Origin of the sequence: Burkholderia sp. 28_3 (genome assembly GCF_003253915.1) — a bacterium.
In the GTDB taxonomy this organism is placed as follows: Bacteria; Pseudomonadota; Gammaproteobacteria; order Burkholderiales; family Burkholderiaceae; genus Burkholderia; species Burkholderia cenocepacia.
Genome location: NZ_QKZF01000044.1, coordinates 1 through 26,845, shown reverse-complemented (window position 1 = coordinate 26,845; position 26,845 = coordinate 1). Strand labels below are relative to the sequence as shown.

The window sequence follows — 26,845 nt, the reverse complement described above, 5'->3', positions numbered from 1 at the left end:
AAGCTCAAACTGAAAGGACTGAGTCCCGTGCAATACAGAACTCAGTCCTTGGGTGCCTAGCTTTTAACCGTCCAACTTCGTGGGGTCAGTTCACGGTCGGGCTGTTTTATTTTCTGCCGTGTCGTATACCGATGCCGGCGCTTACCGCTGGGTCAGCATCATGTACATCTGGACCACGACGTCCGGCGAGAACGTGAACGGCACCCAGCCGTAGCCCGTGTGGCGGGCGACCAGCAGACGGTCGCCGTTCGACTGCTTCTGCACGGCCATCATCGGGTTCTTCGTCGTCACGAAACGCCAGCCGGCCGGAATGCCGGGCGGCGGCTCCGGCTGCATCGACGCGCGTGCGTGCGCGAGTTCCTCGATCAGCTGGCCCAGTTGCTCCGGATGCAGCGTGATCGATTCGCCGTTGATGGTGAGCGTGAGTTCGTTCTGGGACGGGCGCGCGACGTGCAGCGTCGCCTTGTCGGCCGGCGCGGCAACGGTGTCGCTGTCGGTTTCGGTTTCGCCCGCGGCGCCGGCTTGCGCCGCCGGGACGATCGCGGTTTCGGCGTCGGCTGAGGTCGGCACCTCGGCTGCTTCGGCCGCAACCGGCGCGACTGCGTGCACGGCCGGCTCCGCTGCCGGCGTATCCGCCGGTGCCGGCTCGACGGCTTCGGCCGTCACCGCCGTGGCGGCCACCGCGTTCGTCGCGGCTTCCTTGACGACGGCCTCGACCAGCGCCTCGGCGTCGGCGATGGCCTTCGCGTGGTGCTGCGCGGCCGCTTCGGCCTGAGCGATCGCTTCGGTGTGGCGCTGCGTGAGGGCTTCGGCTTCGGCGGTCGCTTCGGCGTGGCGTTGCGCGGCGGCTTCGGCCTGGGCGATCGCTTCGGCGTGACGTTGCGTGATGGCTTCCGCCTCCGCGGTGGCTTCGTCGTGACGCCGGGCGGCGGCCTGCGTGTCGGCGAGCGCCTGCGTGTGACGCTGGGCGAGCGCCTCGGCCTCGGCAATCGCGGCCATGTGGCGCTGCGCGGCTGCTTCGGCTTCGGCGGTCGCTTCCGCATGGCGCTTCGCGGCGGCTTCCGCTTCGGCGGTCGCTGCGGCATGACGTTGCGCGGCCGCTTCGGCTTCGGTCGCGGCGGCGTGATGACGCTGCGCGGCGGCCTCGGCTTCGGCGATCGCCGCCGCGTGACGCTGCGACGCGGCTTCGGCATCCGCGTGACGTTGCGCGAGCGCTTCGGTCAGCGCGGTGGCTTCCGCATGGCGCTGCGAAGCGGCTTCGGCTTGCGCGGCGGCATCCGTATGACGTTGGGCGGCCGCTTCGGCGGCGGCGGTGGCATCGGCGTGGCGCCGCTGCGCGGCTTCGGCATCGGCGGCAGCGGCCGTGTGGCGCTGCGCGGCGGCCTGCGCGTCGGCTTCCGCCGCGGCGTGGCGCTCGGCCGCGGCCCGGGCTTCCGCTGCCGCGGCGCGCGCGAAGGCTTCCGCGCTGCGTGCCGCCTGCTGCGCGGCGTGGTGATCGTGGAGGAGCTGATCGACGCCCGTGGCGAGCGAAGCGATCTGATCGTTCAGGTTCATGCGTGTCTTCTCTGCGTAAGACCCGCGATTTTAACCGCTGCGCCGATGCCGGTCCGCGCGCGACGTGTAACAAAGTGCGCAAAGCGGCGCGAGGCGCGCCGCTTTGTGTTACTTGAGGTAGCCCGCCGAGCCGAACCAGTCCAGCGCATCGCGCAGCCCTTCGCGATACGGGCGCGCACGGTAGCCGAGCTCGCGCTCGGCCTTCGCCGACGTGAAATACATCTTGTTCTTCGACATCCGCAGCCCGTCGACGGTGACGAACGGCTCCTTCTTCGTGAACTTCGCGACCGCTTCGGCGCCGAGCGCGAGCGGGTACAGCGGCCAGCGCGGCAGCGCGATCGTCGGCGCCTTGCGGCCCGTCATCTGCGCGATGTCCGCGAGCATCTGCTGCAGCGGCAGGTTCTCGCCGCCGAGGATGTAGCGCTCGCCGATCCGGCCGCGCTCGAGGGCGAGGAAGTGGCCGTGCGCGACGTCGTCGACGTGCACGAGGTTCAGCCCCGTATCGACGAACGCGGGAATCTTGCCGAGCGCGGCCTCGACGATGATGCGGCCGGTCGGCGTCGGCTTCACGTCGCGCGGGCCGATCGGCGTCGACGGGTTGACGATCACGGCCGGCAGCCCTTCGTCGGCGATCATCCGTTCGACCGCGCGCTCCGCGAGCACCTTGCTGCGCTTGTAGACGCCGATCGCCTGCTCGGCCGTGAGCGGCCGGTTCTCGTCGGACGGATCGCCGGCGCTCGTCACCTTCAGCGTCGCGACGCTGCTGGTGTAGACGATCCGCTCGACGCCTGCCGCGCGGGCCGCGCGCATCGTCGCGACCGCGCCTTCGAGGTTCGCGCGCTCGATCTCGTCGGGGTCGGGCGCCCACAGCCGGTAGTCGGCCGCCACGTGCAGCAGGTAGCGCACGCCGCGCAGCGCGGCGCGCATCGACGCCTCGTCGCGCATGTCGCCGGTGACGATCTCGGCGTCGAGATCCGCGACGTTCGTGCGCGGGCTGGTCGGGCGCACCAGCACGCGCACCGCATAGCCTTTCTGCTGCGCGATGCGCGCGACGGCCGAGCCGACGAAACCGGACGCGCCGGTGACGAGAACGAGATCGCGGGAGGTATCAGTCATGCGTTTCCTTCAGGGCCGCGCGGGCGGCGCGGCGGTTGGGCATCGGCGAGATTGTACGTGGTCGGCGTGCGCGGCGACGCCCGGCCGGCGCGTGTGCGAAGCGGCCGACGCGACTACAATGCCGGGCTTGAATGCAACGGGAGGGCGACGCAATGAGCCGCAATGAGCTGGACGAACGGATCGAGACCTACTACGTGCGGGTGCGCGGCGTCGTGCAGGGCGTCGGCTTTCGTCATGCGACGGTGCGCGAGGCGCATGCGCTGAAGCTGCGCGGCTGGGTCGCGAATCTCGAGGACGGCACCGTCGAGGCGATGATCCAGGGCCCCGGCGCGCAGATCGACCGGATGCTCGCGTGGCTTCGCCACGGGCCGCCCGCCGCGCGCGTGACCGAGGTGACGTTCGAGGAACGCCGGACCGAGAAGCGCTTCGAACGCTTCCAGCAGCAGTAAGAGGCGCACAACGATCATGACGGGGTATCCGGAGGCGGGGCGCGGCCTCATGCTGTCGGTGATGGCGTCGACGCTGTTCGCGCTGATGTCGGCTTACGCGAAACTGCTCGCGCCGCTCACGGGCCTCGACATCTTCGCGTGGCGCGTCGTGTGGACCGCGCCGGGCGCGCTCGCGCTGATCGCGCTGCGCGGCCGCTGGCCGGCGCTCGTCGGGCTGGCGCGGCGCTGCGCGCGCGACTGGCGCCTGCTGATCGCGCTGCCGGTGAGCGCGGCGCTGCTCGGCGTGCAGCTGTGGCTGTTCCTGTGGGCGCCGCTGCACGGCCGCATGCTCGAAGTGTCGCTCGGCTATTTCTTGCTGCCGCTGACGATGGTGCTCGTCGGCCGCTTCTACTATCACGAGCGGCTCGACCCGCTGCAATGGGCGGCGGTCGCCTGTGCGGCGCTCGGCGTCGCGCACGAGGTGTGGGTGACGCGCGCGTTCGCATGGCCGACGCTGGTCGTCGCGCTCGGCTATCCGCCGTATTTCGTGCTGCGCCGGCGCATCAACGCCGATTCGCTGGCCGCGTTCGCGATCGAGATCGCGCTGCTGTGCCCGATCGCGCTCGCGATGGTCGCGACGAGCACCACGCGCGTCGCCGGCCATCCGCTGCTGTGGGCCGTGCTGCTGCCGGGGCTCGGCATCCTCAGCACGCTCGCGCTGGCGAGCTACCTGAAGGCGAGCCGGATGCTGCCGATGGCGCTGTTCGGGATTCTCGGCTACGTCGAGCCCGTGCTGCTCGTCGTGGTGTCGCTGCTGCTGCTCGGTGAAACGCTGAGCGTCGCGCAGCTCGCGACGTACGGGCCGATCTGGATCGCCGTCGCGCTGACCGCGTGGCACAGCGCGATGCTGATGCGGCGCCTGCCCGCGCGCGGTTAACCGCATCGTCGCGATGCGCCGGCCGCGCGGAACGCGCCGCGCGTCGCGCTTCATCCGAGCGTCGAACACCGCGCGTTGTGTCGCCGACTCCCTCGATCCTGACCGCCAACTGGCGACGCGCTGACGCGAATCTGGCGACGCTGCCTGCTTCGCCGCGCAACGCTCGCGCTTGTAATCGAACAGAAGATTCGGTTGCACTTTGTTACTTAGGGTCTCCCCTGATCGGCTACTAGACTGGCCTGACCGACTTCCCTTCGTATGCAGCTTTTCCATGAACGGTCACCTCCGCGCCAAGCCGGCCGGGTTGGCGCGATGCGAGCATACGCGTATCGCCGCCGATCGCGCTCGCCTGCCTTTTCCCGATCCTTTCCCCGGTGCGCGCCGCACCGCCGTCGTGCAGGTGCGCTCATGTCGTTGAGCCCGCCGCCTTCCGTCACGGTCCAGCCGTCGCGCGGCGGCCGCCTGATCGAAATCGACTTCTTCCGCGGGCTCGTGCTGTTGATGATCGTCGTCGATCACATCGGCGCGAGCGTGCTGTCGCGCGTGACGCTGCACGCGTTCGCGCTGTGCGACGCGGCCGAGGTGTTCGTGTTCCTCGGCGGCTTCGCGACCGCGAGCGCATACGGCGCGATCGCCGAGCGGCACGGCGCGCGCGCCGCGCAGCGGCGTTTCGTGCGGCGCGCGATGCAGATCTACCGCGCGTTTCTCGCGACGTCGACGCTGATGCTCGTCGTGTCGGCGGTGCTCGATCACTACGGGATCGATGCGCCGAACCTCGCGCTCGACGACGTCAGCGTGATGCTCGCGTCGCCGCTCACGGGCGCCGCCGAGCTACTGACGTTCCAGCGCCAGCCGTATCTGGCGTCGGTGCTGCCGATGTACGTGCTGTTCGCGCTCGCGTCGCCGGTGCTGGTGCCGTTCGCGCGGCGCCATCCGTGGCTGCTCGTCGCGCTCAGCGTCGCGTCGTGGCTCGCGGCGGGCTGGCTCGGCCCGGAACTGCTGGACACCGACGGTTTCCGCTGGAGCTTCAATCCGTTCGCGTGGCAACTGATGTTCGTCGCCGGCGTGCTCGCGCGCTGCCAGCCGTTCTACCGCCGCATCGCGCTCGGCCGCTGGGGCGCCGCGGCGACCGGGCTCGCATGCGCGATCGTGCTCGGCTGCGCGAGCTACAAGCTGTTCTCGGGGCTGCCGGTGCCGGAAGGCGTGCTCAAGCGCGATCTCGCGCTGCCGCGCGTCGTGAGCTTCGCGGCCGTCGCGTGGCTGATGGCCGATTGCGTGCGCTTCGGCTGGATCGCGCGGATCGCACAGGGCGTGCGGCCCGTCGTGGCGGTCGGCCAGCGCGGGCTGATCTGCTTCGTCGCGGGCGCGGCGATCTCGCTCGTGATCGATTCGCTGCTGCATCCGGCCGTGCGCAGCGCCGATCTGCGGCATGTCGGCGTGGGCCTCGTGGCCGACGCATGCGCGGTCGGGCTGATGATGGCGGTAGCCGGTTCGGGAACGTGGATCGCGCGATGGCGCGGCGCGGCGGCGTAGGCGCGCGACGGATGCGGGCGGCGCGGCAGGCGCCGCGCGGCGTCAGTGAGGTGAGCCGATACGGGAGCGGGGCGTGGCGGATGCGTCGTCGGATTCGGCGTCTTCGCGTTCGTCCTGCGCCGGGTCGTCGCGCTCCGCGAGGACCGCATCGGCTTCGGCCGCGGCCCGGGCGGCGCGCATCGCGGTGCAGCGCTGCGCGTGCCGGATGTCCGACAGAATCCTCAAAAGCCGCGTCGTCTTGCTTTTCATCGTGTTCTCCCGCCAGTGCGCATCGCGCGAAGCGGATGCGTTGCCTGCAACCAGTGTAGGACGCGTTCGCGTGTCTGGCGGGAGAATGTGGCGTGCGAGCCGCACGCCGAGGGATAGTCCTTACTGCGCGGCGGTGGCGGCCTGCGCCTGCAGCGCTTCTTCGCGGCGCTCGTCGGTGCAGCGCTGATGCTGGCGCGACAGGCGGTTCATCAGCGGCAGCAGCAGCAGCGCGAGCAGCATGCCGATCGCGGCGAGCCAGCCGAGCTTCTCGAACAGCGACAGGTAGAGCGGCAGCGATTCGGTGGCCGGCAGTTCGTGCGACGGCATCTGCGCGAAGTTCGCGACGACGCTGCCCAGATACTGCGACACGCCCGTCGCGACGAAATACGCGCCCATCATGAAGCCGCTCATGCGCGCCGGCACGTAGCGGGCGATCATCGCGAGGCCGAGGCCGCTCACCAGCAGCTCGCCGAGCGAGTACAGGCCGTAGCCCCACACCATGAACCACGACGACACGCGGCCGTCGACCGCGTAGCGGCCGCTGATCGTGAACACCAGGTAGCCGGCGGCGACCGCGCCGAAACCGAGCGCGTACTTCGCCGCGACCGGCAGGTCGCGGCCGCCCTTCGCGACGGCGTTGTAGACCCACACGAGCACCGGGCTCAGCAGCATGATCCAGATCGGGTTCAGCGCCTGGAACTGCGCGGCGCTCCACGTGAACAGCGTCGTGCCGAACAGCATGAAGCGCGGATCGACGTTGCGCAGCGCGAACAGCGTCAACGACGTCGACATCTGCACGTAGAAGATGAAGAACAGGATCACCTGGCCGATCAGCACGAGCGCCGCGATCAGGCCCGCGCGCTCCGAGCGCTCCGACTTCGCGATCATGTACGCGAAGATCGCGAGGATCGCGAATGCCGCCGTCCACACGCTCGCGACCGCGAGCTGCTTGTGCTGCAGCACGTACAGCGTGATCAGCGCGAGCCCGACGCCGCCGGCCGCGACCGCGCCGAGGCGCTTCCAGCGGATCGGCTCGTCGTCCGGCTGCGAGCCGACGTGCGCGAGCGTGCGGTGCATCAGCATGAAGTTGAGGATCGCGAGCAGCATGCCGCCGCAGCAGACCGCGAACGCGGTGTGCCAGCCCCAGTGATCCTTGATCCACGGCGTCGCGAGCATCGACACCGTCGAGCCGATGTTGACCGCCATGTAGTAGATCGTGAACGCGCTGTCGATGCGCGCGTCGTCGCCTTCGTAGATGCGGCGCACGAGGTTCGCCGCGTTGGCCTTGAACAGGCCGTTGCCGACGACGATCACGCCGAGCGACGCATACATGTACGTCAGGTGATCGTTCGGCACCGCGAGCATCAGGTAGCCGGCGCACAGCACCGACGCGCCGATGATCATCGTGCGGCGGGCGCCGAGCACCTTGTCGCCGATCCAGCCACCGATCGACGGCGCGGCGTAGACGAGTGCGGTGAACGCACCCCAGGTCAGGTTCGCGTGGCTGTCGGTGAAGCCGAGCCGGTCGACCATGAAGAGGACCAGGAGCGCGGCCATGCCGTAGTAGCCGAAGCGCTCCCACATTTCGATGAGGAAGACCGTCGTAAACGATCGGGTTTGGGAAACAGGTGAATGCATCATCAATCTCGTTGAAACGGACGGCACGGATCACGCGTCGTCTTGGGTCGAACTGGCGCCGGTGCACAATCGGCCGGATAGGCTTGTGCAGGCGATGGAACAGTCGGGCGGTTAGCCCGGGCCGGGGTCGGACACCGCCCGATGGGGCGGGGAAGGTCCCCGACCGGCGCGCGCATGGTAGCGGGTGCCGGTCCGGTGCGACAGGTGTGCGCTACCTAGGGAAACTCCCGATGTGGCAGCAGCTTTCAGCAACATTCGTCTCATCATCTAGTTGTAAGCATTGGCGCAGGTCCTCCGAAGATTCCCGGAGAGCCGCTTGCAGCTTGCCTGTGAAGCCGGCGAGTCTGGCAAGATAGCGCGTCGTTTCGTTCGCTTCGTGCCCTGTTTAGTGCACCAGGCTCAACACCGAAGACGTGTACGAACCCGAAGATTAAGCTATCTCTAATTAACTTAGTTACTTTCCATCAAACATTTTTTGACGATCACTTTTCGGCCTGCTATGGTTCCCCCCACTGAAAACTCGCGATCGGCAGACGCTGTCGCACTCGGCAGCAAGATTCGCGCGTTGCGCCAACGTCTGAAGCGCACGCTCGACGACACCGCTACCGCCGCGGGGATTTCGAAGCCGTTTCTGTCTCAAGTCGAGCGCGGGCTCGCGTCGCCGTCACTGACGTCGCTGGCCGGAATCGCCCACGCGCTCGGTGTGACGGTGCAGTACTTCGTGGATACGCCGAGTGAAGAACGCTCGGTCTGCCGAGGCGATCAGTTGCGCTTCTTCGGGTTCGCCGATTCGACGAACCTGTTCGCGAGGCTGACGAACGTGTCCGAAGGACGCCAGCTGGAGGCGATCCTCGTGAGGATGCCGCCGGGGCAGAAACGGTCCGAGGTGACGACACATGCAGGAGAGGAGTTCCTGTACGTGATTGAAGGGGAAGTGTCGCTGACGCTGGAAGGCAAGACGTTCGTCCTGCAGGCCGGTGACAGTTCGCACTATCAGTCGACGGTCCCGCACAGCTGGGTCAACACCGCGAAGATCGAGTCGGTGGTGGTCTGGGTCGGGACACCGAGGCTGTTCTAACGCACAGGTATTCCTTCGTTTCTTCGACGGGATGCCTGTCGAAAGAAATGTAAGGAATACTAACATGCAATACGAGAACCACGGGCCTCCTCAATCGCTGCACCCGTCAGCGTCTCACGCGTAAGCCGCGGCATCCGCCGCGCGACGCTCACCGAACACACCTTCTCAAGACTGCCACGATGAAATCCTTGCATGCCATGTCGGCCGTGCTGGCCGCGCTCGCCCTGACGGCGCCCGTCGCCCACGCCGTGACCGTTCCGTCCAACGTCACGCTCGCTCCGCAACAGGACCTGACGCGACAGGTGCCCGCCGAAGTCGAGTCGCTCGACCCCGCGCACATCGAATCGTGGACCGGCAACACGATCGGCCTCGACCTGTTCGAAGGGCTCGCGCGCATCGATGCGGCCGGCCAGGTCGTGCCGGGCGTCGCGCTGTCGTGGGAACGCAAGACGCCGCAGACGTGGATCTTCAAGCTTCGCCACGACGCGAAGTGGAGCAACGGCCAGCCGGTGACGGCCGCCGATTTCGTCTATTCGTGGCAGCGCCTCGTCGATCCGAAGACGGGCTCGAAATACACGATCCTCGTCGAGTTCATCAAGAACTCGAAGGACATCATCGCGGGCAAGGCCGCGCCGTCGACGCTCGGCGTGCGCGCCGTCGATCCGTACACGCTCGAGGTGACGACCGACGTGCCCGTCGCGTTCTTCCCCGAACTGACCGCGATGGCGCCGCTCGCGCCGGTGAACAAGGACGTGGTCGCGAAGTTCGGCGACGCATGGACGCGCCCGGGCAACATCGTCAGCAACGGCGCGTACCAGCTCGTCGACTGGCAGCCGAACAACCGCATCGTGGCGACGAAGGACGCGAAGTACTGGAACGCGTCGAAGGTCGTGATCAACAAGGTCACGTACCTGCCGATCGAAAGCGACGAAACCGCGATGCGCATGTACCAGGCCGGCCAGATCGACTACAGCTACTCGATCCCGTCGGGCATCTTCCAGCAGGTCAGCAAGCAGTTCGGCGCCGAACTGCGCCCGGGCCTGCAGCTCGCGACCTACTACTACTACCTGAACAACAGCGACGCGGCGCTGAAGGACAAGCGCGTGCGTCAGGCGCTGTCGATGGTGATCGATCGCGACGTGCTGACGTCGAAGCTCACGCAGGCCGGCGAGAAGCCGATGTACGGGCTGATGCCGAACGGCACGAAGGGCGTGCAGCCGTTCACGCCGGAATGGGCGTCGTGGCCGATGGCCAAGCGCATCGCGACCGCGAAGGACCTGCTGAAGCAGGCTGGCTACTCGGACGCGAAGCCGCTGTCGTTCACGCTCACGTACAACACCAACGACCTGCACAAGAAGGTCGCGCTGTTCACCGCATCGGAATGGCGCACCAAGCTCGGCATCACCACGAAGCTCGAGAACGTCGAGTTCAAGGTGCTGATGAAGCAGCGGCATGACGGCAAGGTGCAGATCGCGCGCGACGGCTGGTTCGCCGACTACAACGACGCGATGACCTTCTTCGACCTGATCCGCTGCGGCAGCTCGCAGAACACCGTCGGCTACTGCAACAAGCAGATGGACGCGCTCGTCGACGAAGGCAACCAGAAGCTCGACGACCAGGCGCGCACCACGCTGCTCACGCAGGCGCACGACATGGCGATGAAGGACACGCCGATGGTGCCGCTGTTCCAGTATTCGGCCGATCGTCTCGTGAAGCCCTACGTGGGCGGCTATTCGCTGAAGAACGTGATCGACATGCGTGCTTCGCAGGACCTGTACCTGATCAAGCACTGAGCGGAGCGATCATGCTGGCCTATGCATTGAGGCGCACGTTGTGGGCGGTGCCGACGATCCTCGCGGTCATCACCGTCTGCTACCTGCTGCTGCATTTCACGCCCGGCGGCCCGTTCGATACGGAGAAGCAGCTGTCCGCCGCGACGCTTGCGAACCTGAACGCGAAATACCACCTCGACGAGCCGCTGTGGAAGCAGTACCTGCTGTATCTCGGCTCGCTGCTGCACGGCGATCTCGGTCCGTCGTTCCGTTACGTCGACTGGTCGGTGAACGATCTCGTGAAGAAGGCGCTGCCGGTGAGCCTCGGCGTGGGCGGCGTGTCGATCCCGGTCTCGATCGTGCTCGGCGTGCTGCTCGGCACCGTCGCGGCCGTGCGCCGCGACAGCGTGATCGACCGCTTCGTGATGCTGATCGGCAACTTCGGCAACGTCGTGCCGCCGTTCGTGCTCGGCCCGGTGCTCGTGTGGATCTTCGCGATCCTGCTGAAGACGTCGGCCGGCAACGGCTGGCTGCCGGCCGGTGGCTGGGGCGACGGCGGCTGGCAATACCGGCTGCTGCCGATCGTGCTGCTGACCTTCATCAACGTGTCGCTGCTCGCGCGCGTGATGCGCGGCTCGATGATCGAGACGCTGTCGAGCAACTACATCCGCACCGCGCGCGCGAAGGGCCTGCCGGGCTCGACGATCGTGTTGCGTCATGCGCTGAAGCCCGCGCTGATGCCGGTCGTGTCGCTGTTCGGCACGGTCTGCATCACGTCGATCACGGCGGCCGTCGTCACCGAATCGGTGTTCGCGCTGCCGGGCCTCGGGCAGCTCGTCGTGAACGGCGCGATCAACCGCGACTACACGCTGGTGCTCGGCCTCGTCGTGCTGACGACCGTCTGCGCGGTGCTGTTCAACCTGCTGGTCGACCTCGCGTACGCGTGGCTCGATCCGCGCATCCGTTATTGAGCGAGGCACAGCGATGACTCCGACCACTCCCGTCGTCGGCCTGCCCGTGCAGACCGATTCGCCGCCGCGTTCGCGCTCGCCGCTCGAGCTGGCGTTCGCGCGCTTCCTTCACAACCGCGCGGCCGTGTTCAGCCTCGTGCTGCTCGCGCTGATCACGCTCGCGTGCTTCGTCGGCCCGTGGCTGCTCGCGGCCGATCCCGCCGCGAGCGACTGGGGCGCGATCAGCCTGCCGCCGACCTGGGCGAACCAGCACTGGTTCGGCACCGACGAGCTCGGCCGCGACCTGCTCGTGCGCACGCTGATCGGCGGCCGCGTCTCGATCGAGGTCGGCCTGCTCGGCACGCTCGTGTCGGGCCTGTTCGGCGTCGCGTGGGGCGCGACCGCGGGCTTCGCGGGCGGCCGCGTCGACTCCGTGATGATGCGCGTCGTCGACATGATGTACGCGATCCCGTACCTGCTGATCGCGATCCTGATGATGACCCTGTTCGGCCGCTCGTTCATGCTGGTCGTGCTGACCATCAGCGCGTTCTCGTGGATCGACATGGCGCGCGTCGTGCGCGGCCAGACGCTGTCGCTGCGCAATCGCGAGTTCGTCGACGCGGCGCGCGCGATCGGCGTGTCGCCGGGGTCGATCGTGCTGCGCCACGTCGTGCCGAACCTGCTCGGCGTGGTCGTCGTGTACGCGACCGTCTCGGTGCCGAACATCGTGCTGACCGAATCGGTGCTGTCGTTCCTCGGCCTCGGCGTGCAGGAACCGATGACGAGCTGGGGCGTGCTGATCCAGGACGGCGCGCAGAAACTGGAATCGATGCCGTGGCTGCTGCTGGCCCCGGCCGTCATGCTGTGCGTGACGCTCTACTGCGTGAACTTCGTCGGCGACGGCCTGCGTGACGCGCTCGACCCGAAGGATCGCTGAAGATGGCAGCTCTATTGGAAGTGGAAAATCTCGGCGTGCGCTTCACGCGCAAGGATGCGCCGCCGATCGACGCCGTCAACGGCGTGTCGTTCTCGCTCGAAGCCGGCAAGACGCTCGGCATCGTCGGCGAATCGGGCTCGGGCAAGAGCCAGACCGTGATGGCGCTGCTCGGCCTGCTGGCCGGCAACGGCACGACGACCGGCACCGCGCGCTACCGCGGCGACAACCTGCTCGACATGGATACGCGCGCATTGAACGCGGTGCGCGGCGACCGCATCGCGATGATCTTCCAGGATCCGATGACGTCGCTCAATCCGTTCCTGACGATCGAGCGGCAGATGACCGAGACGCTGCAGCTGCATCGCAGGCTGTCGCGCAAGGAAGCCACGAAGCGCGCGATCGACGCACTCGAATCGGTGCGCATTCCCGACGCGGCGCGCCGCATCCGCATGTATCCGCACGAGTTCTCGGGCGGCATGCGGCAGCGCGTGATGATCGCGATGGCGCTGCTGTCCGAGCCGGAAATCCTGATCGCCGACGAGCCGACCACCGCGCTCGACGTGACCGTGCAGGCGCAGATCATCGACCTGCTGCGCGAGCTGAACCGCGAGCGCGGCACCGCGATCGTGCTGATCACGCACGACATGGGCGTGGTCGCCGGCCTCGCGGACGACGTGATGGTCATGTACGCGGGCCGCACCGTCGAATACGCGCCGGCCGACTCGATTTTCGCGGCGCCGTCGCATCCGTACACGATCGGCCTGCTCAACGCGCTGCCGCGGCTGACCGACGCGGACGATGCGCCGCTCGTCGCGATTCCCGGCAACCCGCCGATGCCCGGCACCGCGCCGGCCGGCTGCGCGTTCGCGAAGCGTTGCACGTATGCGGAAGAACGCTGCGGCGCCGCGCGCCCGGCGCTCGAAACCTATGGCGCCGCGGGCGCGGTGCGCGCGTGCCACCGCCCGGTGGCCGATCTGACGGGAGGTCTGCGATGAGCGTCGATGAACGCCGCCCAGCCGGCGCGACGGACGACACGCTGCTGTCCGTCGAGAACTTGAAGGTGCATTTCCGCGTGCCGCTCGGCGGCTATCCGTGGTCGCCGAAGGGCACGCTGCGCGCAGTCGACGGTGTGTCGTTCGACGTGAAGCGCGGCGAGACGGTCGGGCTCGTCGGCGAGTCGGGCTGCGGGAAGTCGACGCTGGCGCGCGCATTGATCGGCCTCGTGCCGATGACGGCCGGCACCGTGAAATGGCGCGGCCAGGCCGTCGCGCCCGATCACCTGCGCGGCACCGCGATGCGGCGCGAAGTGCAGATGATCTTCCAGGATCCGCTCGCGTCGCTCGACCCGCGCATGACGATCGAGCAGGTCGTCGCGGAGCCGCTCGTCACGCATCATGCCGGCCTCGGCCGCACCGAGGTGCGCCGCCGCGTGGTCACGATGCTCGAACGCGTCGGCCTGAACGCGCATCACCTGCTGCGTTATCCGCATGAATTTTCCGGCGGGCAGTGCCAGCGCGTCGGCATCGCGCGTGCGCTGATCGGCGAGCCGAAGCTCGTGATCTGCGACGAACCCGTATCGGCGCTCGACGTGTCGATCCAGGCGCAGATCGTGAACCTGCTGCGCGATCTTCAGCGTGAACTGTCGTTGTCCTATCTGTTCGTCGCGCACGACCTGGCGGTGGTGAAGGCCATCAGCCAGCGCGTGCTCGTGATGTATCTCGGCCGCGTGATGGAGTTCGGCACGCGGCAGGACGTGTACGGCGTGCCGCAACACCCGTACACGAAGGCGCTGCTCGATGCGGCGCCGACGCCGGAGCCGGCGCGCGAGCGTGCTCGCCGTCCGATGCTGCTGGCGGGCGAGATGCCCTCGCCGCTCAACCCGCCGTCCGGCTGCGCGTTCCGCACGCGCTGCCCGGTCGCGATCGACGCGTGCGCGCAGGACGTGCCGCTGCCGGAAGTACGGCACGGCTCGGCGGCGCGCGTCGCGTGCATCCGCGCGGGCGCGGCGTGATGTGAAGTGACGCAGCAAACATAACCAAGGCAGGTCAACAGGGGTAGGTGCGGCGCGAACGATCTTCGCGCCGCGGGTACAGGCGCGTCCTTAGCCGGGCTCGCCGGGGGGCTGGAAGCGGATCGCAACCGGCGTGGACGATATCAACACAAGACGAGAATGATGATGAAAAAGCAGAAGACGATCGGGACGGCATCGAAGATGCTGCTTGCATGGGGACTGCCGGCGCTCGCCGGCGTCTCGCTGACGGGTGTCGCGCACGCGGACGACGCGGTGCCGCTGACGGTCGCGCAGGCCGCACCGGCCGCCGGTACGGGCACGGCCGTTGCGCAGGCGCCGACCCAGAACGCCATTGTCAACGCCGAGGCGACCCAGGCCGTCACGCCGCCCGACGAGCCGTCGGCGCAGTCGAAATCGAAGGGCTTCATCGCCGACAGCCATCTCGACTTCCTGTTCCGCAACTATTCGGACATCCTCGACAACAAGGGCGGGCCGCACCGCCATGCGTGGGTCCAGGGCGTGATGGCGAACTTCGAGTCCGGCTATACGGCGGGCCTGATCGGCTTCGGCGTGGACGCGTCGCTGTACGCGGGCCTGAAACTCGACGGCGGCGCGGGCGCCGGCAACATGGTGCACGTGGCGAAGGGCGGCGGCGGGTCGAACCAGCTTGCATGGGCGTACCCGGGCATCTACGACGTGAAGGCGCGCATCTCGAACACGGTGGTCAAGTACGGTCTGCAGGCCGTCGACAACCCGTTCATGGAGCAGCACGACAACCGTGCGCTGCCGCCGACGTTCCTCGGCGCGACGATCGTCAGCAATGAATTCAAGAACGTGATGCTCGAGGCCGGCAGCTTCACGAAGACCGACGCGCGCGGTCATACGACGCTCACCAACCTGACGACGCAATACGGCGGCACGCGCGTCAATCGCCTGACCTACGTCGGCGGCACGTGGGACTACTCGCCGAACGGCGAAGTCGCGCTGTACGCGAACCAGGCCGACGACGTGTGGCACCAGTACTACGCGTCGGTGAAGCACAGCATCGGCAGCCCGCAGACGATCAAGTGGACCGGCTTCGGCAACGTCTACTCGACGCACGACACGGGCGATGCGCTGCAGGGCAAGATCAACAACAACGCGTACAGCCTGTCGGTGGCCGCGCAGCACGGCCCGCACGAGCTGCTGCTCGGCTTCCAGCAGGTGCTCGGCGACCAGTTCTTCGACTACCTGAACGAAACGAACGGCATCTTCCTGACCAACTCGATGGACGTCGACTACAACGCGCCGCACGAAAAGTCGCTGCAGCTGCGTTACACGTTCTACGGCAAGGAAGCGGGCCTGCCGGGCTTCAAGGCGATGGTGTGGGGCGTGACGGGCTGGGGCGCGGACGGCAGCGCGGGTGCGGCGAACGACCCGAGCAAGTCGAGCATCTACTGGAGCAACGGCGCGCCGGTGCAGGGCCGTCACCACGAGTTCGGCTTCATCCCGTCGTACACGTTCCAGAGCGGCAAGCTGAAGGACACGAAGGTCACGTTCATCGCGATGTGGCACAACGGCTCGTCCCACTACTCGGACGCGACCAACAAGGAATACCGTCTGGTCGTGAACCTGCCGCTGCACGCGTTCTGATGCGAAGGGGGCGCAACGCCCCCTGTCCGGACCCGGTGCGGCCGGCCCGCGATCGGTGCGATCAGGCCGGCTTGTGCCATCCCGCTACGGCATCGTTCGCGGCGGGCGTTTCTTCCACGAGCGACGTGAGCTGGCGGCCCGTGTCGCGCCATGCGTCGAGGCCGCCGCGCAGCGCGAGCGCATCGGTGAAGCCTGCATCGAGCAGGCGCTTCGCCATCAGCGCGGCCGTCACTTCGTTCGGGCACGAGCAATAGACGACGAACTTCTGCGTGAGCGGATAGCGCGCGACGATGTCGCCGATCTGGCGTTCGTCGGCGAACTGTGCACCGGGAATCGTGAACGGGTCGAGCTTGCGGTGCTCGGGCGAGCGGACGTCGAGCACCACCGGGGCGGCAGTGTCGCGCAGCAGCACGTCGAGCTCGTCGACGCCGATCCGCGCGTTCGCGAGCTGGCGGATCAGCGCGCGGCGGCGCATCCACCGCACGGCCGCATAGACGGCGAGCAGCGCGACGATCACCAGCAGCACCGCACGGCCGAGGCGGCTCGCGCCGGCGAACAGCCAGTCGATCTGCCGGTAGAACACGAGGCCGGCCATCAGCCCGACGATCGTCCACAGCGCGGCGCCGAGCGCGTCGTAGCCGGCGAACGTGCGGTAGCGCGTGCCGAGCGCACCGGCCATCGGCACCGACACCAGCGACAACCCCGGAATGAAGCGCGCGACCGCGAGCACGCGCACCCCGTAGCGGCCGAAGAAGCGCTCGGTCTTTTTCACGCAGGTATCGCGCGACAGCGACAGCCGGCAGATCGTCTTCAGCGTCGTGCCGCCGTAACGCCGCCCGGCGACGTACCAGACCGTGTCGCCGATCAGCGCGCCGAGCACGGACAGCGCCACGACCGTCACGAGCTGCGAGCCGATCATCGCCGGATGCATCGCGGACATCGCGCCGAACAGCACGAGCGTCGGCATCGCGGGCACCGGCAGGCCGATAGCCGCCGCGAGCACGTTGGCGAACACGAGAAGCGGCCCGTACTGGGCGACGAGGTCACGGAGCATGACGGCTGGCCGAAAAGGAAACGCGTGGGCAGGAAAGGCAGATGGGCCGATTATCGGCCTTTTTCAAGGCAGCGGCGGGAATGACGGAAAGCGCCTGACGGCGGCAGGGGGATGTCGGTGAGCCGGCGCGTGGCACGCGGCTCACCGTCCGGAATCAGGAAGGCGTGCGGGCGAGCGAGGCGGCGCCATGGTTTTCGCCGGGCAGCTCGGCGCCGTGCGAGCGGATCGCGGCGATCAGTTCGGCCGGCGTGATCTCGTAGCGGACCTCGCGATGGATGCCGGGCTTGCGTTCGTCGATCTCGATCAGCAGCACGCTCTTGCCGTCGCCGGTCGCTTCGAGCCGGAGCGAGCGCAGTTCGCGGCCGTCGGCCGGGTCGTGTTCGGTGAGCAGGGTCATTGCCCCGGATGAGCCGGTAGTGCGCATCGAACCTATCCTCGTATCGTGTCGTGGATGCCGGAGCGGCAAAGATGTCTTTGTTGAATACGGCTTGACGCAGTTTAACGCGAACGGGCCGCGACACGGAGCATTTTCGTGGGGGTGAAATGAGGGCTGCACCACCGATCCCTCTGATGTTTGAGCCGCGCCGGGCGGGCGTCTCAGCCGGATCGGGCACCGGGTGAAACCGGTGCCCGAGCGGCGTTCTCGGCTACGCCGGCGCGGGTGGCGACACGCGCTGCGCCGCGCGTCGCCGCGGCGGCGTCAGAAGCGGTCGGCGAGCCCCATTGCCGGGTCGCTCACCGAGTGGCGGCCGGTTTCCACGCGGCCGGCCACGCGGCGCGAGAAGCTCGCGTCGCTGTCGGCGGTGACGATGAAGTCGTACCAATGGCCGGTCGAGTCGAGTTTCCAGTGCAACTCGGACTGGTCGCCGGCGCGCACCGTGACGGTCCAGGTGGTGCCGGTGCCGTGGCCGGTGGCGTTGTCGGTGCCGTGGCCATGACCGTTGCCGCGGTCGTCGTTTCCGCCGTGCCCGGACAGCGGCCCGTAGACCTGGTTCGATTTCACCGTGAAGCGCACCGTGCCGCCGCCGTCGTTGCGCAGCCGCAGATGGAGGTTGCCGCTCGCGCCCGCATAGCCGACGCGCACTTCGGGGTGCGGCGCACGCGCGCCGGCCAGACGGCTCAGGTCGCCGGTGAAGCGGCGGTGATAGCCGTTCGGGCCGAGCACCCACAGGTCATATTTGCCGCCATTGTCGGCGCGCGCGGCCCAGTCGCCGTGCAGCGTCTTGCCCGGCTCGACGACGTAGCGCTGCGGCAGCCGGTCGAGGTGCAGCTTGTCGTAGACGTGAAACACGGCGGCGGCGTGGCCGGTGTTCGCGAACTTCAGCGTGACCGTGCCGGCGCCGGCATCGGTGCGCGCGCTCGCGTGCAGTTCGTACGGCAACGCGCGCGACGGGCGCACGCCGGTCGCCTGCGTCGGCAGCGCGGGCGTGGCGGGCGGCACGATCTTCGGCGCGGTTTGCTGCGCGGCGCTCAGCGCGTCGACCTGGCTTTTCGTCGTACGGCCCGCGAGCGTCGGCAGCGGCTCGTTGTTCGGCGTGCGGAAGTTGAACGCGCTCGTCAGGTCGCCGCACACCGCGCGGCGGTACGCGCTGATCTGCGGCTCCGCGACGCCGAAGCGCTTCTCGAGGAAGCGCAGCGTCGACGTGTGGTCGAACACCTGCGAGTTGACCCAGCCGCCGCGGCTCCACGGCGACACGATCCACATCGGCACGCGCGGGCCCGGGCCGTATGGACGGCCGTCGACGGCCGGCTGGCTCGACGTGGCCGGCGTGAAGTCGTGGTATTCGACCGCGACGTCGGCGGCCGACAGCGTATGGCCGCCCGCGAGCGTGCCGTCGGGGTTGCGCGACGGCACGGCCGGCGACGGCATGTGGTCGAAGAAACCGTCGTTCTCGTCGTAGTTGACCAGCAGCACGGTCTTGCTCCAGACCTCCGGGTTCGCCGTCAGCGCGTCGAGCACGGCCTGCACGTACCAGCCGCCCTGCGCGGGGCTCGACGGCCCCGGGTGTTCGCTGTACGCGGACGGCGGGATGATCCACGACACTTCCGGCAGCTTGCCGTTGCGGATGTCGTCGCGGAACGTCTCGAGAAAGCCGTACGGCATCGTGTTGCCGAAGCCCTTCGCGAGCGGGCTCAGCGGGTCGTCGATCGCCGGATCGTAGAACGCGCCGGCCGCCGTCACCGGCTGCGTGATGTCGGTCGACGCGACGTACGTGGGCCGGCGCGCGGCCGGCATCTGCTCGATCGCCGCGCGCCAGTGGCGGAAGCTCATCATCTCGTTGCAGCCGAAGTTGTCGATCAGGCTCTGGTAGACCTTCCAGTTCACGCCGGCCTGTTGCAGCCGGTCGGCATAGGTCGTCCAGGTCCAGCCCTGGCTCGACGGGCCGATGTCGTTGCCGCCGTTGAACTGGTTGTTCAGCGCGGCGATCTTCACGCGGTTGCCGCCGGCCGGGCTGATGCCGTTCGGGCCGTTGGTGCCGCTCCAGTAGAACAGGCGGTTCGCGATCGTGCCCGTGTGCATCCCGCAGTGGTAGTGGTCGCACAGCGTGAACGCATCGGCGAGCGCGCGCTGGAACGGCACCTCGGCCGCGTCGTAGTAGCCCATCGACAGCGGCGTCTTCGCGTCGGGCCAGCGGTTCATCCGGCCGTGGTCCCACGCGGCCTGCGCATCGGCCCACGTGTGCGGCGTGCCGCCCGCGCGCTGCGCGTTGCCCTGGCGCGCGTTGAGGTGATACGGCGTCACGGTCGCGGCGGGCGTCGCCTTCGTGTACGCCTGGTAGAACACGTCGCGGCCGTTCGGCGACGGCACCGCGAAGCGGTCGCCGTAGCCGCGCACGCCCTTGAACGTGCCGAAGTAGCTGTCGAACGCACGGTTCTCCATCATCAGCAGCACGACGTGCTTGACGTCCTGGATGGTCCCCGTTTCGTGGAAGGCGGGAATCGCGAGCGCGCGGCGGATGCTCGGCGGAAACGCGGACAGCGCGGCGGCGGCGAGGCCGGAACCGGCGGTTTGCTGAAGGAATTTGCGGCGTGACGTCATGGCGTTCGTGTCCTGTGAGGGTGGGAGCGTTCGTGCGTTCGTCTGGCGGTGCCCGGGCGTCGTCTCGCGCCGGAACGACCGGCGATGCGTGCGCGTTGGGCGCATCGGACGCCTGTTGCAGCGGTGCGCGCATCGCCCGGTGCGCGACGTCGCGCGGCTGCCGCGGCCGCCGTCGCGATCCTGCGCGCCGTGCGCTCGTGGTGCGCGGGGCAGGAGTCGGCACACACCGGGCCGGCGCATGCCGGGCTGGGGCGGCGCCCAGTCTAGGGACGCGACATGACGCAGGCGTGATGAAGAAATGACATCGCATGTCGCGCACGTGACGTTGCGTGCGCAACGATTCGTTCGAGCGCGATGCGAAATCGAAAACGGTAAGAAATTACCGATCGCCGCACGCGTGACCGGTCAGAATTTTCCGGATGGGCGCGGATCGCGCGAGCGCGCTTGGTTGCGGATGCAACCTGACGTGCAACGGCGTGACACCCGTGTTTCAAATGCGTGAAATCGGCTAAGCTCGATGCGTTGCTGCGCGCCTGCGCAGTCCGCGCGTTCGGCGCGACTTTTCGGAACCGGCCCACCCATGACCGATATCACGATCCGGCACAGCGAGACGCACGACGTCGACGCGATCCGGCAGATCGCCGCGCATCCCGCGGTGTACATGAATACGTTGCAGCAGCCGTTTCCGTCGCTCGAAAAATGGCGGAAGCGGCTCGACAACGTGCGCGAGCACGGCGTGAGCCTCGTCGCCGAAATCGACGGCACGGTGGTCGGCCATCTCGGTCTGCATCCCGAGCCGAATCCGCGCCGGCGCCACGCGGCGGCGCTCGGCATGATGGTCGACGCGACGCGTCACGGGCGCGGCATCGGCGGTCGGTTGCTCGCGGCCGCGATCGATCTCGCGGAGAACTGGCTGAACATCACGCGTCTCGAGCTGACCGTGTTTACCGACAACCGCGCGGCGATCGCGCTCTACGAGAAACACGGTTTCCGCATCGAGGGCGAATCGCCGGATTACGCGTTGCGCGACGGCGTGCATGCGTCCGTGTATCACATGGCCCGGCTCAAGGCGCGGCCGTGAAGGGCCGGCCGCTGCGGACGTGACGGCACACGCGGCCGCGATGCCGCGCGTCATATTCAATCGAGAATTCGTTCGTTTTCCTTCGGCTGTACCCGTCGTATCGTCGAATGATTTGCCGGTCGCCGCGGCCGGCTTCGCTTTTCCGTATCGATGCATGCGCGGCGCTGCAGGTCGGCCGGCCTCGTCGTCATCGCTTCACGGCCCTCGTTGCGTGCGCGGCATCTCCCTGAAACCGTCTTGTTCAACGGAACCCGCTTCGATGAAAACCGTTCTTCGCAATCTCACCGCCGCCTGCCTGTTCGCCGCCGCCGGTGCGGCGCTTGCCGCTGCCGCGCCCGTGGGCGCCCCGGTGGCGAACGCATCGCCCGACGGTGCGCATCTGCCGCCCGGCATCGCGTGGCAACACGGCGACGTCGACGCCGCATTCGCGCTCGCGAAGCGCGAGGGCAAGCCGCTGCTGCTGTACTGGGGCGCGGTATGGTGTCCGTCGTGCAACCAGGTGAAGTCGACGATCTTCAGCCAGCAGGCCTTCAAGACGCGCTCGTCGTTCTTCGTGCCCGTGTATCTCGACGGCGATACCGAGAGCGCGCAGAAGCTCGGCGAGCGTTTCAAGGTGCACGGCTATCCGACGATGATCCTGTTCCGCCCCGACGGCACCGAAGTGACGCGACTGCCGGGCGAAGCCGATCTCGACCGCTACATGCAGGCGCTGTCGCTCGGGATGACGGCCGCGCACCCGGTGCGGCAGACGCTCGCGACGGCGCTGAAGAACGGCGCGTCGCTGACGCCGGACGAATGGCGCCTGCTGGCCGACTATTCATGGGATACCGACGGTGCGCTGCCGGTGCCGGCCGATCGCGTCGCGCAGACGCTGCAGTCGCTCGCGCAACGCGCGCGGGCGGCCGGGGCGAAAGCCGAAGCGGCGCGCTTCGCGCTGAAGTCGGCGGTGGTCGCCGCGTCGGACGACCCGACGCAGGCCGGTGCGCTCGACAAGGCCGCGCTGGCCGATTCGCTGCGCACGGTGCTGCACGATGCCGCGCTGTCGCGGGCCGATTCGGACGTGCTGGTCGCGGCCCCTGCGCGCGTGGTCGCGTATCTCGGCGGCGACGACGCGCAGCGCACGAAATTGCGCGGCACGTACGACACGGCGCTGGCGCGCCTGTCGACCGACACCACGCTGTCGTCGATCGACCGGCTGATGGCGCTGCACGGCCGCGTGCTGCTCGCGCGCGGCGATGCGCGCAAGGGCACGCCGGCTGCGGCATCGGCGCTGGCCGACACCGCGCGCAAGCAGATCGCCGCGTCGGTGCAGGGCGCGGCGAACGCGTACGAGCGGCAGGCGCTCGTCAGCGAAGGCGCGGACACGCTGACCGACGCCGGCCTGTACGACGAATCGGATGCGTTGCTGAAGGCCGAGCTGCCGCGTTCGTCCACGCCGTACTATTTCATGTCGGGGCTGGCCGCGAACGCGAAGGCGCGCGGCGACAAGGCGGCGGCGCTCGACTGGTATCGCAAGGCGTACGACGCGGCGAACGGGCCGGCGACGAAGCTGCGCTGGGGCGCGACTTACTTCGCGAATGCGGTGGAACTGGCGCCGAACGATGCGGCGCGCATCGAAGGAATTGCCGCCAGTGTGCTCGCGCAGGCCGACAAGACCCGCGACGCGTTCTACGGCGCGAACCTGCGCGCGCTGACCAAGGTCGTCACGCAGTTGAACCGCTGGCGCGGCAGCGGCGCGCACGACGCGTCGGTCAGGTCGGTCGTCAAGCAGTTCGACGGTGTGTGCGGGAAGCTGCCGGCCGGCGATCCGCAGGCGGCGGCGTGCGCGAAGCTGATCCAGCCCGTGAAGGCGTAACGACGCGCGAGCGCATCGTCGAGCGGGCCGGACGTTCCGTTACCGGCCCGACTGCGACGACGCGCCGCGGTCGCTGCCGTATCCGGCGTCGTGCTGGCGGGCGATCTTCGCTTCGGCGGACATGATGCTGGCCGGATAGAACCAGTCGCTCGACTGGAAGCCGGCCTGCTTGAGCGCCTTGACTTCGGCGTGGACCTGCGCGCGCGTGAGCGGCTGGTTCGACTGGGCTTGCGCGGCAAACGGGGCCGAGACGGCCAGGGCGATGGCGACGGCAGGGATCAGGCGCTTCATGATCGGGACCTCCACGATTCCGGTGAATCGCAGCGCTTCGTTTGTCGAAGCGCCAGGCGACATTGAAACCAGTGTAGGCCCGGGCGGAGGTGTGAAAAATGCGATCGCGCCCAACGCAGTGTTTTGCTCCCGGCAACAATCGGCGGATGGCGGCGGGGCCGCGCAATGCGGCCGGGCGGCCCCACGCGCGCGCGGGCACGGTGGCGTGGATTGGACCTGATTGGCCGGGCAGGGAAATGAAATCGGACCGGATGCGCATTCCGGAATCCGTTCCGGTGCGCATGCGGTCCGATCCTGAAACGCGATGCGGACGGCGACGGACGAACGCCGCCTCGATGCCAGGGCTTACACGAGCCCCGTGGCGTAGTAGACGGCGATCACGAAGAACACCGCGAGCGTCTTGATGACGGTGACCGCGAAGATGTCGCGATACGACTCGCGGTGCGTGAGGCCCGTGACCGCGAGCAGCGTGATGACCGCGCCGTTGTGCGGGAGCGTGTCCATGCCGCCGCTCGCCATCGCGACGACCCGGTGTAGTACGTCCATCGGGATGTTGGCCGCCTGTGCGCCCTTGATGAACAGGTCCGACATCGCGGCGAGCGCGATGCTCATGCCGCCGGACGCCGAGCCCGTGATGCCGGCGAGCGAGCTGACCGACACGGCAGCGTTGACGAGCGGGTTCGGGATGCTCTTCAACGCATCGCTGACGACGAGGAAGCCCGGCAGCGCGGCGATCACGCCGCCGAAGCCGTATTCCGACGCGGTGTTCATCGCGGCGAGCAGCGCGCCGGCGACGGCGGCCTTGGAGCCGGCCGCGAAGCGGTCGCTGACACGCTTGAATGCCGTCAGCACGACCAGCACGATACCGAGCAGCAGCGCAGCCTCGACCGACCAGATCGCGACGACGGTCTTGATCGACGTCGTGACCGGCGCATGCACGCCGGGCAGCACGTCCGGCGCGACCGTGTACGACGCGGCGCCGTACCACTGCGGGATCAGCTTCGTGAACGCGAAGTTCGACACGCCGACGAGGATCAGCGGCAGGATCGCCAGCGCGGGATGGGGCAGCGCCTTCGCCTCGACGCGTTCCGGCTCGTTGACGAGCGACGAGCCGTAGCCTTCGCCCTTCGCCATCGCCGAACGGCGGCGCCATTCGAGATACGTGAGGCCGACGACGATGATGAACAGCGAGCCGATCGTACCGAGCGCGGGCGCGGCCCAGGCGGTCGTCTTGAAGAACGTGGTCGGGATGATGTTCTGGATCTGCGGCGTGCCGGGCAGCGAATCCATCGTGAACGAGAACGCGCCGAGGGCGATCGCGCCGGGCATCAGTCGTTTCGGGATGTTGCTCTGGCGATAGAGTTCGGCCGCGAACGGATAGACCGCGAACACCACGACGAACAGCGAGACACCGCCATAGGTGAGCAGCGCGCACACCGCGACGATCACCGCATTCGCGCGCGAGCGGCCGATGTAGCGGATCGCCGCGTGGACGATCGATTCGGAGAACCCGGACAGTTCGATCACCTTGCCGAACACGGCGCCGAGCATGAAGACCGGGAAGTACAGTTTGACGAAGCCGACCATCTTCTCCATGAAGATGCCGGAGAAGACCGGTGCGACGGCGGCGGGTTCGGTCAGGAGCACCGCGCCGAGCGCGGCGATCGGCGCGAACAGGATCACGCTGTAGCCGCGATACGCGGCGAACATCAGGAACGCCAGCGCGGCGAGGACGATCACGAAAGACAAGGGAGTCTCCTAATGGCTTTGGTTGTTGTTCGATCGCGCGACGCGCCGCGGACCGGCTCAGGTTCGTGCAGGTTTCGTGCCATCGACCGGATTGCGCCGCCGGACATGGGTCCGCCGGCGGCCGGCGGGCCCGCGCCGGCGCAAGTCTGACGATTCTACATAAAACGTCTCCATCCGGAGACGTTTCGGCCATCCGGTCACCCCTCGAAATCGTGCAGGGCATTCCCGGACAACGCATTGCGACGTGTCTCCATAGTGAGATAATCCGTCTCGTTCCGGAGACATCCGGTCGACGATACACGGAGACGAAGACACGATGATGAACGACTGGGCGCGCCTGCCCGTCAACTACGGCGACGTGCTGCGGCGCGCCGCCGAGTCGCTGTTCCGGACTTTCGAGGATTCGAGTGCGGGCACGGTGGTCGTCGATCGCGACGCGCGCGTCGTGTGGATGAACGAGCGTTACGCGGCGCGCTTCGGTTTCGCCGATCCGCAGCAGGCCGTCGGCCTCGACTGCGAGGCCGTGATCCCGAACAGCCTGATGCGGGAGGTGGTGTCGACCGGGCAGCCGATCCTGCTCGACATCATGGAGACGGGCCGCGAGCCGCTCGTCGTCACGCGCCTGCCGTTGAAGAACGAAGCCGGCGAGACGGTCGGCGCGATCGGCTTCGCGCTGTTCGACCAGTTGAAGACGCTCACACCGATTTTTTCCCGCTACGCGCAGCTTCAGCAGCAACTGATCGCGACGCAGCGCTCGCTCGCCCAGGCGCGCCGCGCGAAATACACGTTCGCGAGCTTCGTCGGCACGAGTGCCGCGAGCCTCGAGACCAAGCGCCAGGCGCGCCGCGCCGCGCAGGTCGATTCGCCGGTGCTGCTGCTCGGCGAGACGGGCACCGGCAAGGAGTTGCTCGCCCATGCGATTCACGCGGCGTCGGCGCGTGCGCTCCAGCCGCTCGTGACCGTCAACGTCGCCGCGATTCCCGACACGCTGCTCGAAACCGAATTCTTCGGCGCGGCGCCGGGCGCGTACACCGGTGCCGATCGGAAGGGACGCGTCGGCAAGTTCGAGCTGGCCGATCGCGGCACGCTGTTTCTCGACGAGATCGGCGACATGCCGCTGCCGTTGCAGGGCAAGCTGCTGCGCGTGCTGCAGGACAAGGAGTTCGAGCCGGTCGGCTCGAACCGGATCGTGCGCGCGGACGTGCGCATCATCGCCGCCACGTCGGCCGACCTGCCGGCGCTGGTGACGGCCGGGCGTTTTCGCGCGGATCTCTATTACCGGCTGAACGTGCTGACGATCCATGCACCGCCGCTGCGCGAACGCGCATCCGACATCGCGGCGCTGGTTTATGCGACGCTCGAGGAGCTGGCCGCCCAGCACGGACGCGCCGCGCACTGCGAGCTGACCGACGATGCGCTGCGGATGCTGTGCGCGTATCCGTGGCCCGGCAACGTGCGCGAGTTGCGCAATACGCTCGAACGCGCGCTGATGCTGTCGGACCGTTCGGTGATCGATGCGCGCGCGCTCGCGCCGTTTCTCGGGCCGGTGCGGATCTCGCCGGACGGCGCGGCGCCGGCGCAGCAGGGTGGCGCGGTGCCGGCCGAACAGCGTGCGGACGATGTGTCGACGGCATCCGGTGCGCCGGCCGCCTCGTATGCCGATGCGCTGGCGGCGTGGGAGCGTCAGTTCCTGACCGACGCACTCGCGGCCTGTGACGGGAAGGTCGTCGAAGCGGCCGCGCGCATCGGCATCGGTCGCGCGACGCTGTACAAGAAACTGGCGGCGCTCGGCATCGACCGATAGGCCGATCGGCGATGCCGATGCGGCCCGATGTAACGCATCGAACAGGAGAATTGAAATGAACGCGTCCCACCCGTGAACGTGAGAGCAGAAAAAGGGGTGGACCCTCACGGGCCAACGGCATCGATGTGCCCAAGTG

The 26,845-nt window shown here is 68.2% G+C and carries 23 protein-coding genes; 14 read left to right on the top strand and 9 right to left on the bottom strand.

What is annotated here, in order from left to right:
- Positions 1-60 (top strand): IS3 family transposase (locus tag DFS13_RS41270; RefSeq protein WP_134163190.1); only part of this gene is annotated, 60 nt, incomplete at its 5' end.
- Positions 61-141: 81 nt separating this feature from the next.
- Here DFS13_RS41270 and DFS13_RS38250 read toward each other — a convergent pair.
- Positions 142-1,554: a hypothetical protein gene (locus DFS13_RS38250; RefSeq protein WP_048988815.1), complete on the bottom strand. Its 1,413-nt coding sequence runs from the start codon at positions 1,552-1,554 to the stop codon at positions 142-144.
- Positions 1,555-1,662: 108 nt separating this feature from the next.
- Positions 1,663-2,670 carry a hopanoid-associated sugar epimerase gene (gene hpnA / locus DFS13_RS38245; protein ID WP_006494341.1) on the bottom strand — a complete coding sequence of 336 codons (1,008 nt, stop codon included), beginning with the start codon at positions 2,668-2,670 and terminating at the stop codon, positions 1,663-1,665.
- 152 nt (positions 2,671-2,822) lie between these two features.
- Between hpnA and DFS13_RS38240 the strand changes: the two genes are divergently transcribed.
- From DFS13_RS38240 to DFS13_RS38230, 3 genes are all read left to right on the top strand, one after another.
- A complete protein-coding gene (locus DFS13_RS38240; protein ID WP_006480292.1) occupies positions 2,823-3,119 on the top strand; it encodes an acylphosphatase in 297 nt (98 codons plus the stop codon).
- 16 nt (positions 3,120-3,135) lie between these two features.
- Complete coding sequence (rarD, locus tag DFS13_RS38235) at positions 3,136-4,035, top strand: EamA family transporter RarD (RefSeq protein ID WP_069352745.1); 900 nt, start codon at positions 3,136-3,138, stop codon at positions 4,033-4,035.
- A 408-nt stretch (positions 4,036-4,443) separates the two neighbouring features.
- A complete protein-coding gene (locus tag DFS13_RS38230; protein WP_034203158.1) occupies positions 4,444-5,568 on the top strand; it encodes an OpgC domain-containing protein in 1,125 nt (374 codons plus the stop codon).
- Positions 5,569-5,610: 42 nt separating this feature from the next.
- Here DFS13_RS38230 and DFS13_RS38225 read toward each other — a convergent pair whose 3' ends face one another.
- Together DFS13_RS38225 and DFS13_RS38220 are read right to left on the bottom strand one after the other, a co-directional pair.
- On the bottom strand, positions 5,611-5,817 hold the full coding sequence (locus tag DFS13_RS38225) for a hypothetical protein (protein WP_006490170.1): 207 nt from the start codon (positions 5,815-5,817) through the stop codon (positions 5,611-5,613).
- A gap of 120 nt (positions 5,818-5,937) precedes the next feature.
- Positions 5,938-7,458: a peptide MFS transporter gene (locus DFS13_RS38220; RefSeq protein ID WP_006490183.1), complete on the bottom strand. Its 1,521-nt coding sequence runs from the start codon at positions 7,456-7,458 to the stop codon at positions 5,938-5,940.
- A 496-nt stretch (positions 7,459-7,954) separates the two neighbouring features.
- Between DFS13_RS38220 and DFS13_RS38210 the strand changes: the two genes are divergently transcribed.
- The 7 genes from DFS13_RS38210 (at position 7,955) to DFS13_RS38175 (ending at position 15,835) form a co-directional block, all read left to right on the top strand.
- Positions 7,955-8,533: a cupin domain-containing protein gene (locus tag DFS13_RS38210; RefSeq protein WP_006490124.1), complete on the top strand. Its 579-nt coding sequence runs from the start codon at positions 7,955-7,957 to the stop codon at positions 8,531-8,533.
- 179 nt (positions 8,534-8,712) lie between these two features.
- Entirely contained in the window at positions 8,713-10,326 is a 1,614-nt protein-coding gene (locus DFS13_RS38200) for a peptide ABC transporter substrate-binding protein (protein ID WP_034203160.1), read from the top strand.
- Positions 10,327-10,337: 11 nt separating this feature from the next.
- Entirely contained in the window at positions 10,338-11,276 is a 939-nt protein-coding gene (locus DFS13_RS38195; RefSeq protein WP_006490137.1) for an ABC transporter permease subunit, read from the top strand.
- Positions 11,277-11,289: 13 nt separating this feature from the next.
- On the top strand, positions 11,290-12,192 hold the full coding sequence (locus DFS13_RS38190) for an ABC transporter permease (protein WP_006490122.1): 903 nt from the start codon (positions 11,290-11,292) through the stop codon (positions 12,190-12,192).
- 2 nt (positions 12,193-12,194) lie between these two features.
- On the top strand, positions 12,195-13,187 hold the full coding sequence (locus DFS13_RS38185) for an ABC transporter ATP-binding protein (RefSeq protein WP_048988809.1): 993 nt from the start codon (positions 12,195-12,197) through the stop codon (positions 13,185-13,187).
- Positions 13,184-14,203, top strand: a complete 1,020-nt coding sequence (locus tag DFS13_RS38180; protein ID WP_006490168.1) for an ABC transporter ATP-binding protein — start codon at positions 13,184-13,186, stop codon at positions 14,201-14,203. Before DFS13_RS38185 ends, DFS13_RS38180 begins: the two co-directional genes overlap by 4 nt.
- A 165-nt stretch (positions 14,204-14,368) precedes the next feature.
- Positions 14,369-15,835: an OprD family porin gene (locus DFS13_RS38175; RefSeq protein ID WP_034178623.1), complete on the top strand. Its 1,467-nt coding sequence runs from the start codon at positions 14,369-14,371 to the stop codon at positions 15,833-15,835.
- Between the two features lie 61 nt (positions 15,836-15,896).
- Here DFS13_RS38175 and DFS13_RS38170 read toward each other — a convergent pair whose 3' ends face one another.
- The 3 genes from DFS13_RS38170 to DFS13_RS38160 form a co-directional block, all read right to left on the bottom strand.
- A complete protein-coding gene (locus DFS13_RS38170) occupies positions 15,897-16,889 on the bottom strand; it encodes a DedA family protein/thiosulfate sulfurtransferase GlpE (RefSeq protein ID WP_006490157.1) in 993 nt (330 codons plus the stop codon).
- Positions 16,890-17,043: 154 nt separating this feature from the next.
- Complete coding sequence (locus tag DFS13_RS38165) at positions 17,044-17,313, bottom strand: hypothetical protein (protein ID WP_012493620.1); 270 nt, start codon at positions 17,311-17,313, stop codon at positions 17,044-17,046.
- Positions 17,314-17,589: 276 nt separating this feature from the next.
- Positions 17,590-19,929, bottom strand: coding sequence for a phosphocholine-specific phospholipase C (locus tag DFS13_RS38160; protein ID WP_111442862.1), 2,340 nt, complete (start codon positions 19,927-19,929; stop codon positions 17,590-17,592).
- Positions 19,930-20,509: 580 nt separating this feature from the next.
- Here DFS13_RS38160 and DFS13_RS38150 point away from each other — a divergent pair.
- Both DFS13_RS38150 and DFS13_RS38145 read left to right on the top strand, forming a co-directional pair.
- Positions 20,510-21,010, top strand: a complete 501-nt coding sequence (locus DFS13_RS38150) for a GNAT family N-acetyltransferase (protein ID WP_111442861.1) — start codon at positions 20,510-20,512, stop codon at positions 21,008-21,010.
- Positions 21,011-21,269: 259 nt separating this feature from the next.
- Positions 21,270-22,865, top strand: a complete 1,596-nt coding sequence (locus DFS13_RS38145) for a thioredoxin family protein (RefSeq protein ID WP_111442860.1) — start codon at positions 21,270-21,272, stop codon at positions 22,863-22,865.
- 39 nt (positions 22,866-22,904) lie between these two features.
- On the opposite strand, the gene DFS13_RS38140 is transcribed toward DFS13_RS38145, so the two are convergent.
- A complete protein-coding gene (locus DFS13_RS38140; RefSeq protein WP_006490126.1) occupies positions 22,905-23,156 on the bottom strand; it encodes a DUF4148 domain-containing protein in 252 nt (83 codons plus the stop codon).
- 345 nt (positions 23,157-23,501) lie between these two features.
- Positions 23,502-24,905, bottom strand: a complete 1,404-nt coding sequence (locus tag DFS13_RS38135; protein WP_034203165.1) for a GntP family permease — start codon at positions 24,903-24,905, stop codon at positions 23,502-23,504.
- A 316-nt stretch (positions 24,906-25,221) separates the two neighbouring features.
- On the opposite strand from DFS13_RS38135, the gene DFS13_RS38130 reads away from it, so the two are divergent.
- Positions 25,222-26,709 carry a sigma-54-dependent Fis family transcriptional regulator gene (locus tag DFS13_RS38130; RefSeq protein ID WP_111442859.1) on the top strand — a complete coding sequence of 496 codons (1,488 nt, stop codon included), beginning with the start codon at positions 25,222-25,224 and terminating at the stop codon, positions 26,707-26,709.
- Positions 26,710-26,845 lie beyond the last annotated feature (136 nt).

Coding starts and splice junctions, on each gene's coding strand:
- DFS13_RS38160 (WP_111442862.1), bottom strand. CDS start 19,929: ATGACGTCACGCCGCAAATTCCTTCAGCAAACCGCCGGTTCCGGCCTC.
- DFS13_RS38240 (WP_006480292.1), top strand. CDS start 2,823: ATGAGCCGCAATGAGCTGGACGAACGGATCGAGACCTACTACGTGCGG.
- DFS13_RS38200 (WP_034203160.1), top strand. CDS start 8,713: ATGAAATCCTTGCATGCCATGTCGGCCGTGCTGGCCGCGCTCGCCCTG.
- DFS13_RS38140 (WP_006490126.1), bottom strand. CDS start 23,156: ATGAAGCGCCTGATCCCTGCCGTCGCCATCGCCCTGGCCGTCTCGGCC.
- DFS13_RS38175 (WP_034178623.1), top strand. CDS start 14,369: ATGAAAAAGCAGAAGACGATCGGGACGGCATCGAAGATGCTGCTTGCA.
- DFS13_RS38165 (WP_012493620.1), bottom strand. CDS start 17,313: ATGCGCACTACCGGCTCATCCGGGGCAATGACCCTGCTCACCGAACAC.
- DFS13_RS38180 (WP_006490168.1), top strand. CDS start 13,184: ATGAGCGTCGATGAACGCCGCCCAGCCGGCGCGACGGACGACACGCTG.
- DFS13_RS38230 (WP_034203158.1), top strand. CDS start 4,444: ATGTCGTTGAGCCCGCCGCCTTCCGTCACGGTCCAGCCGTCGCGCGGC.
- DFS13_RS38225 (WP_006490170.1), bottom strand. CDS start 5,817: ATGAAAAGCAAGACGACGCGGCTTTTGAGGATTCTGTCGGACATCCGG.
- DFS13_RS38195 (WP_006490137.1), top strand. CDS start 10,338: ATGCTGGCCTATGCATTGAGGCGCACGTTGTGGGCGGTGCCGACGATC.
- DFS13_RS38250 (WP_048988815.1), bottom strand. CDS start 1,554: ATGAACCTGAACGATCAGATCGCTTCGCTCGCCACGGGCGTCGATCAG.
- DFS13_RS38150 (WP_111442861.1), top strand. CDS start 20,510: ATGACCGATATCACGATCCGGCACAGCGAGACGCACGACGTCGACGCG.
- DFS13_RS38220 (WP_006490183.1), bottom strand. CDS start 7,458: ATGATGCATTCACCTGTTTCCCAAACCCGATCGTTTACGACGGTCTTC.
- hpnA (WP_006494341.1), bottom strand. CDS start 2,670: ATGACTGATACCTCCCGCGATCTCGTTCTCGTCACCGGCGCGTCCGGT.
- DFS13_RS38145 (WP_111442860.1), top strand. CDS start 21,270: ATGAAAACCGTTCTTCGCAATCTCACCGCCGCCTGCCTGTTCGCCGCC.
- DFS13_RS38170 (WP_006490157.1), bottom strand. CDS start 16,889: ATGCTCCGTGACCTCGTCGCCCAGTACGGGCCGCTTCTCGTGTTCGCC.
- DFS13_RS38210 (WP_006490124.1), top strand. CDS start 7,955: ATGGTTCCCCCCACTGAAAACTCGCGATCGGCAGACGCTGTCGCACTC.
- rarD (WP_069352745.1), top strand. CDS start 3,136: ATGACGGGGTATCCGGAGGCGGGGCGCGGCCTCATGCTGTCGGTGATG.
- DFS13_RS38185 (WP_048988809.1), top strand. CDS start 12,195: ATGGCAGCTCTATTGGAAGTGGAAAATCTCGGCGTGCGCTTCACGCGC.
- DFS13_RS38130 (WP_111442859.1), top strand. CDS start 25,222: ATGATGAACGACTGGGCGCGCCTGCCCGTCAACTACGGCGACGTGCTG.
- DFS13_RS38190 (WP_006490122.1), top strand. CDS start 11,290: ATGACTCCGACCACTCCCGTCGTCGGCCTGCCCGTGCAGACCGATTCG.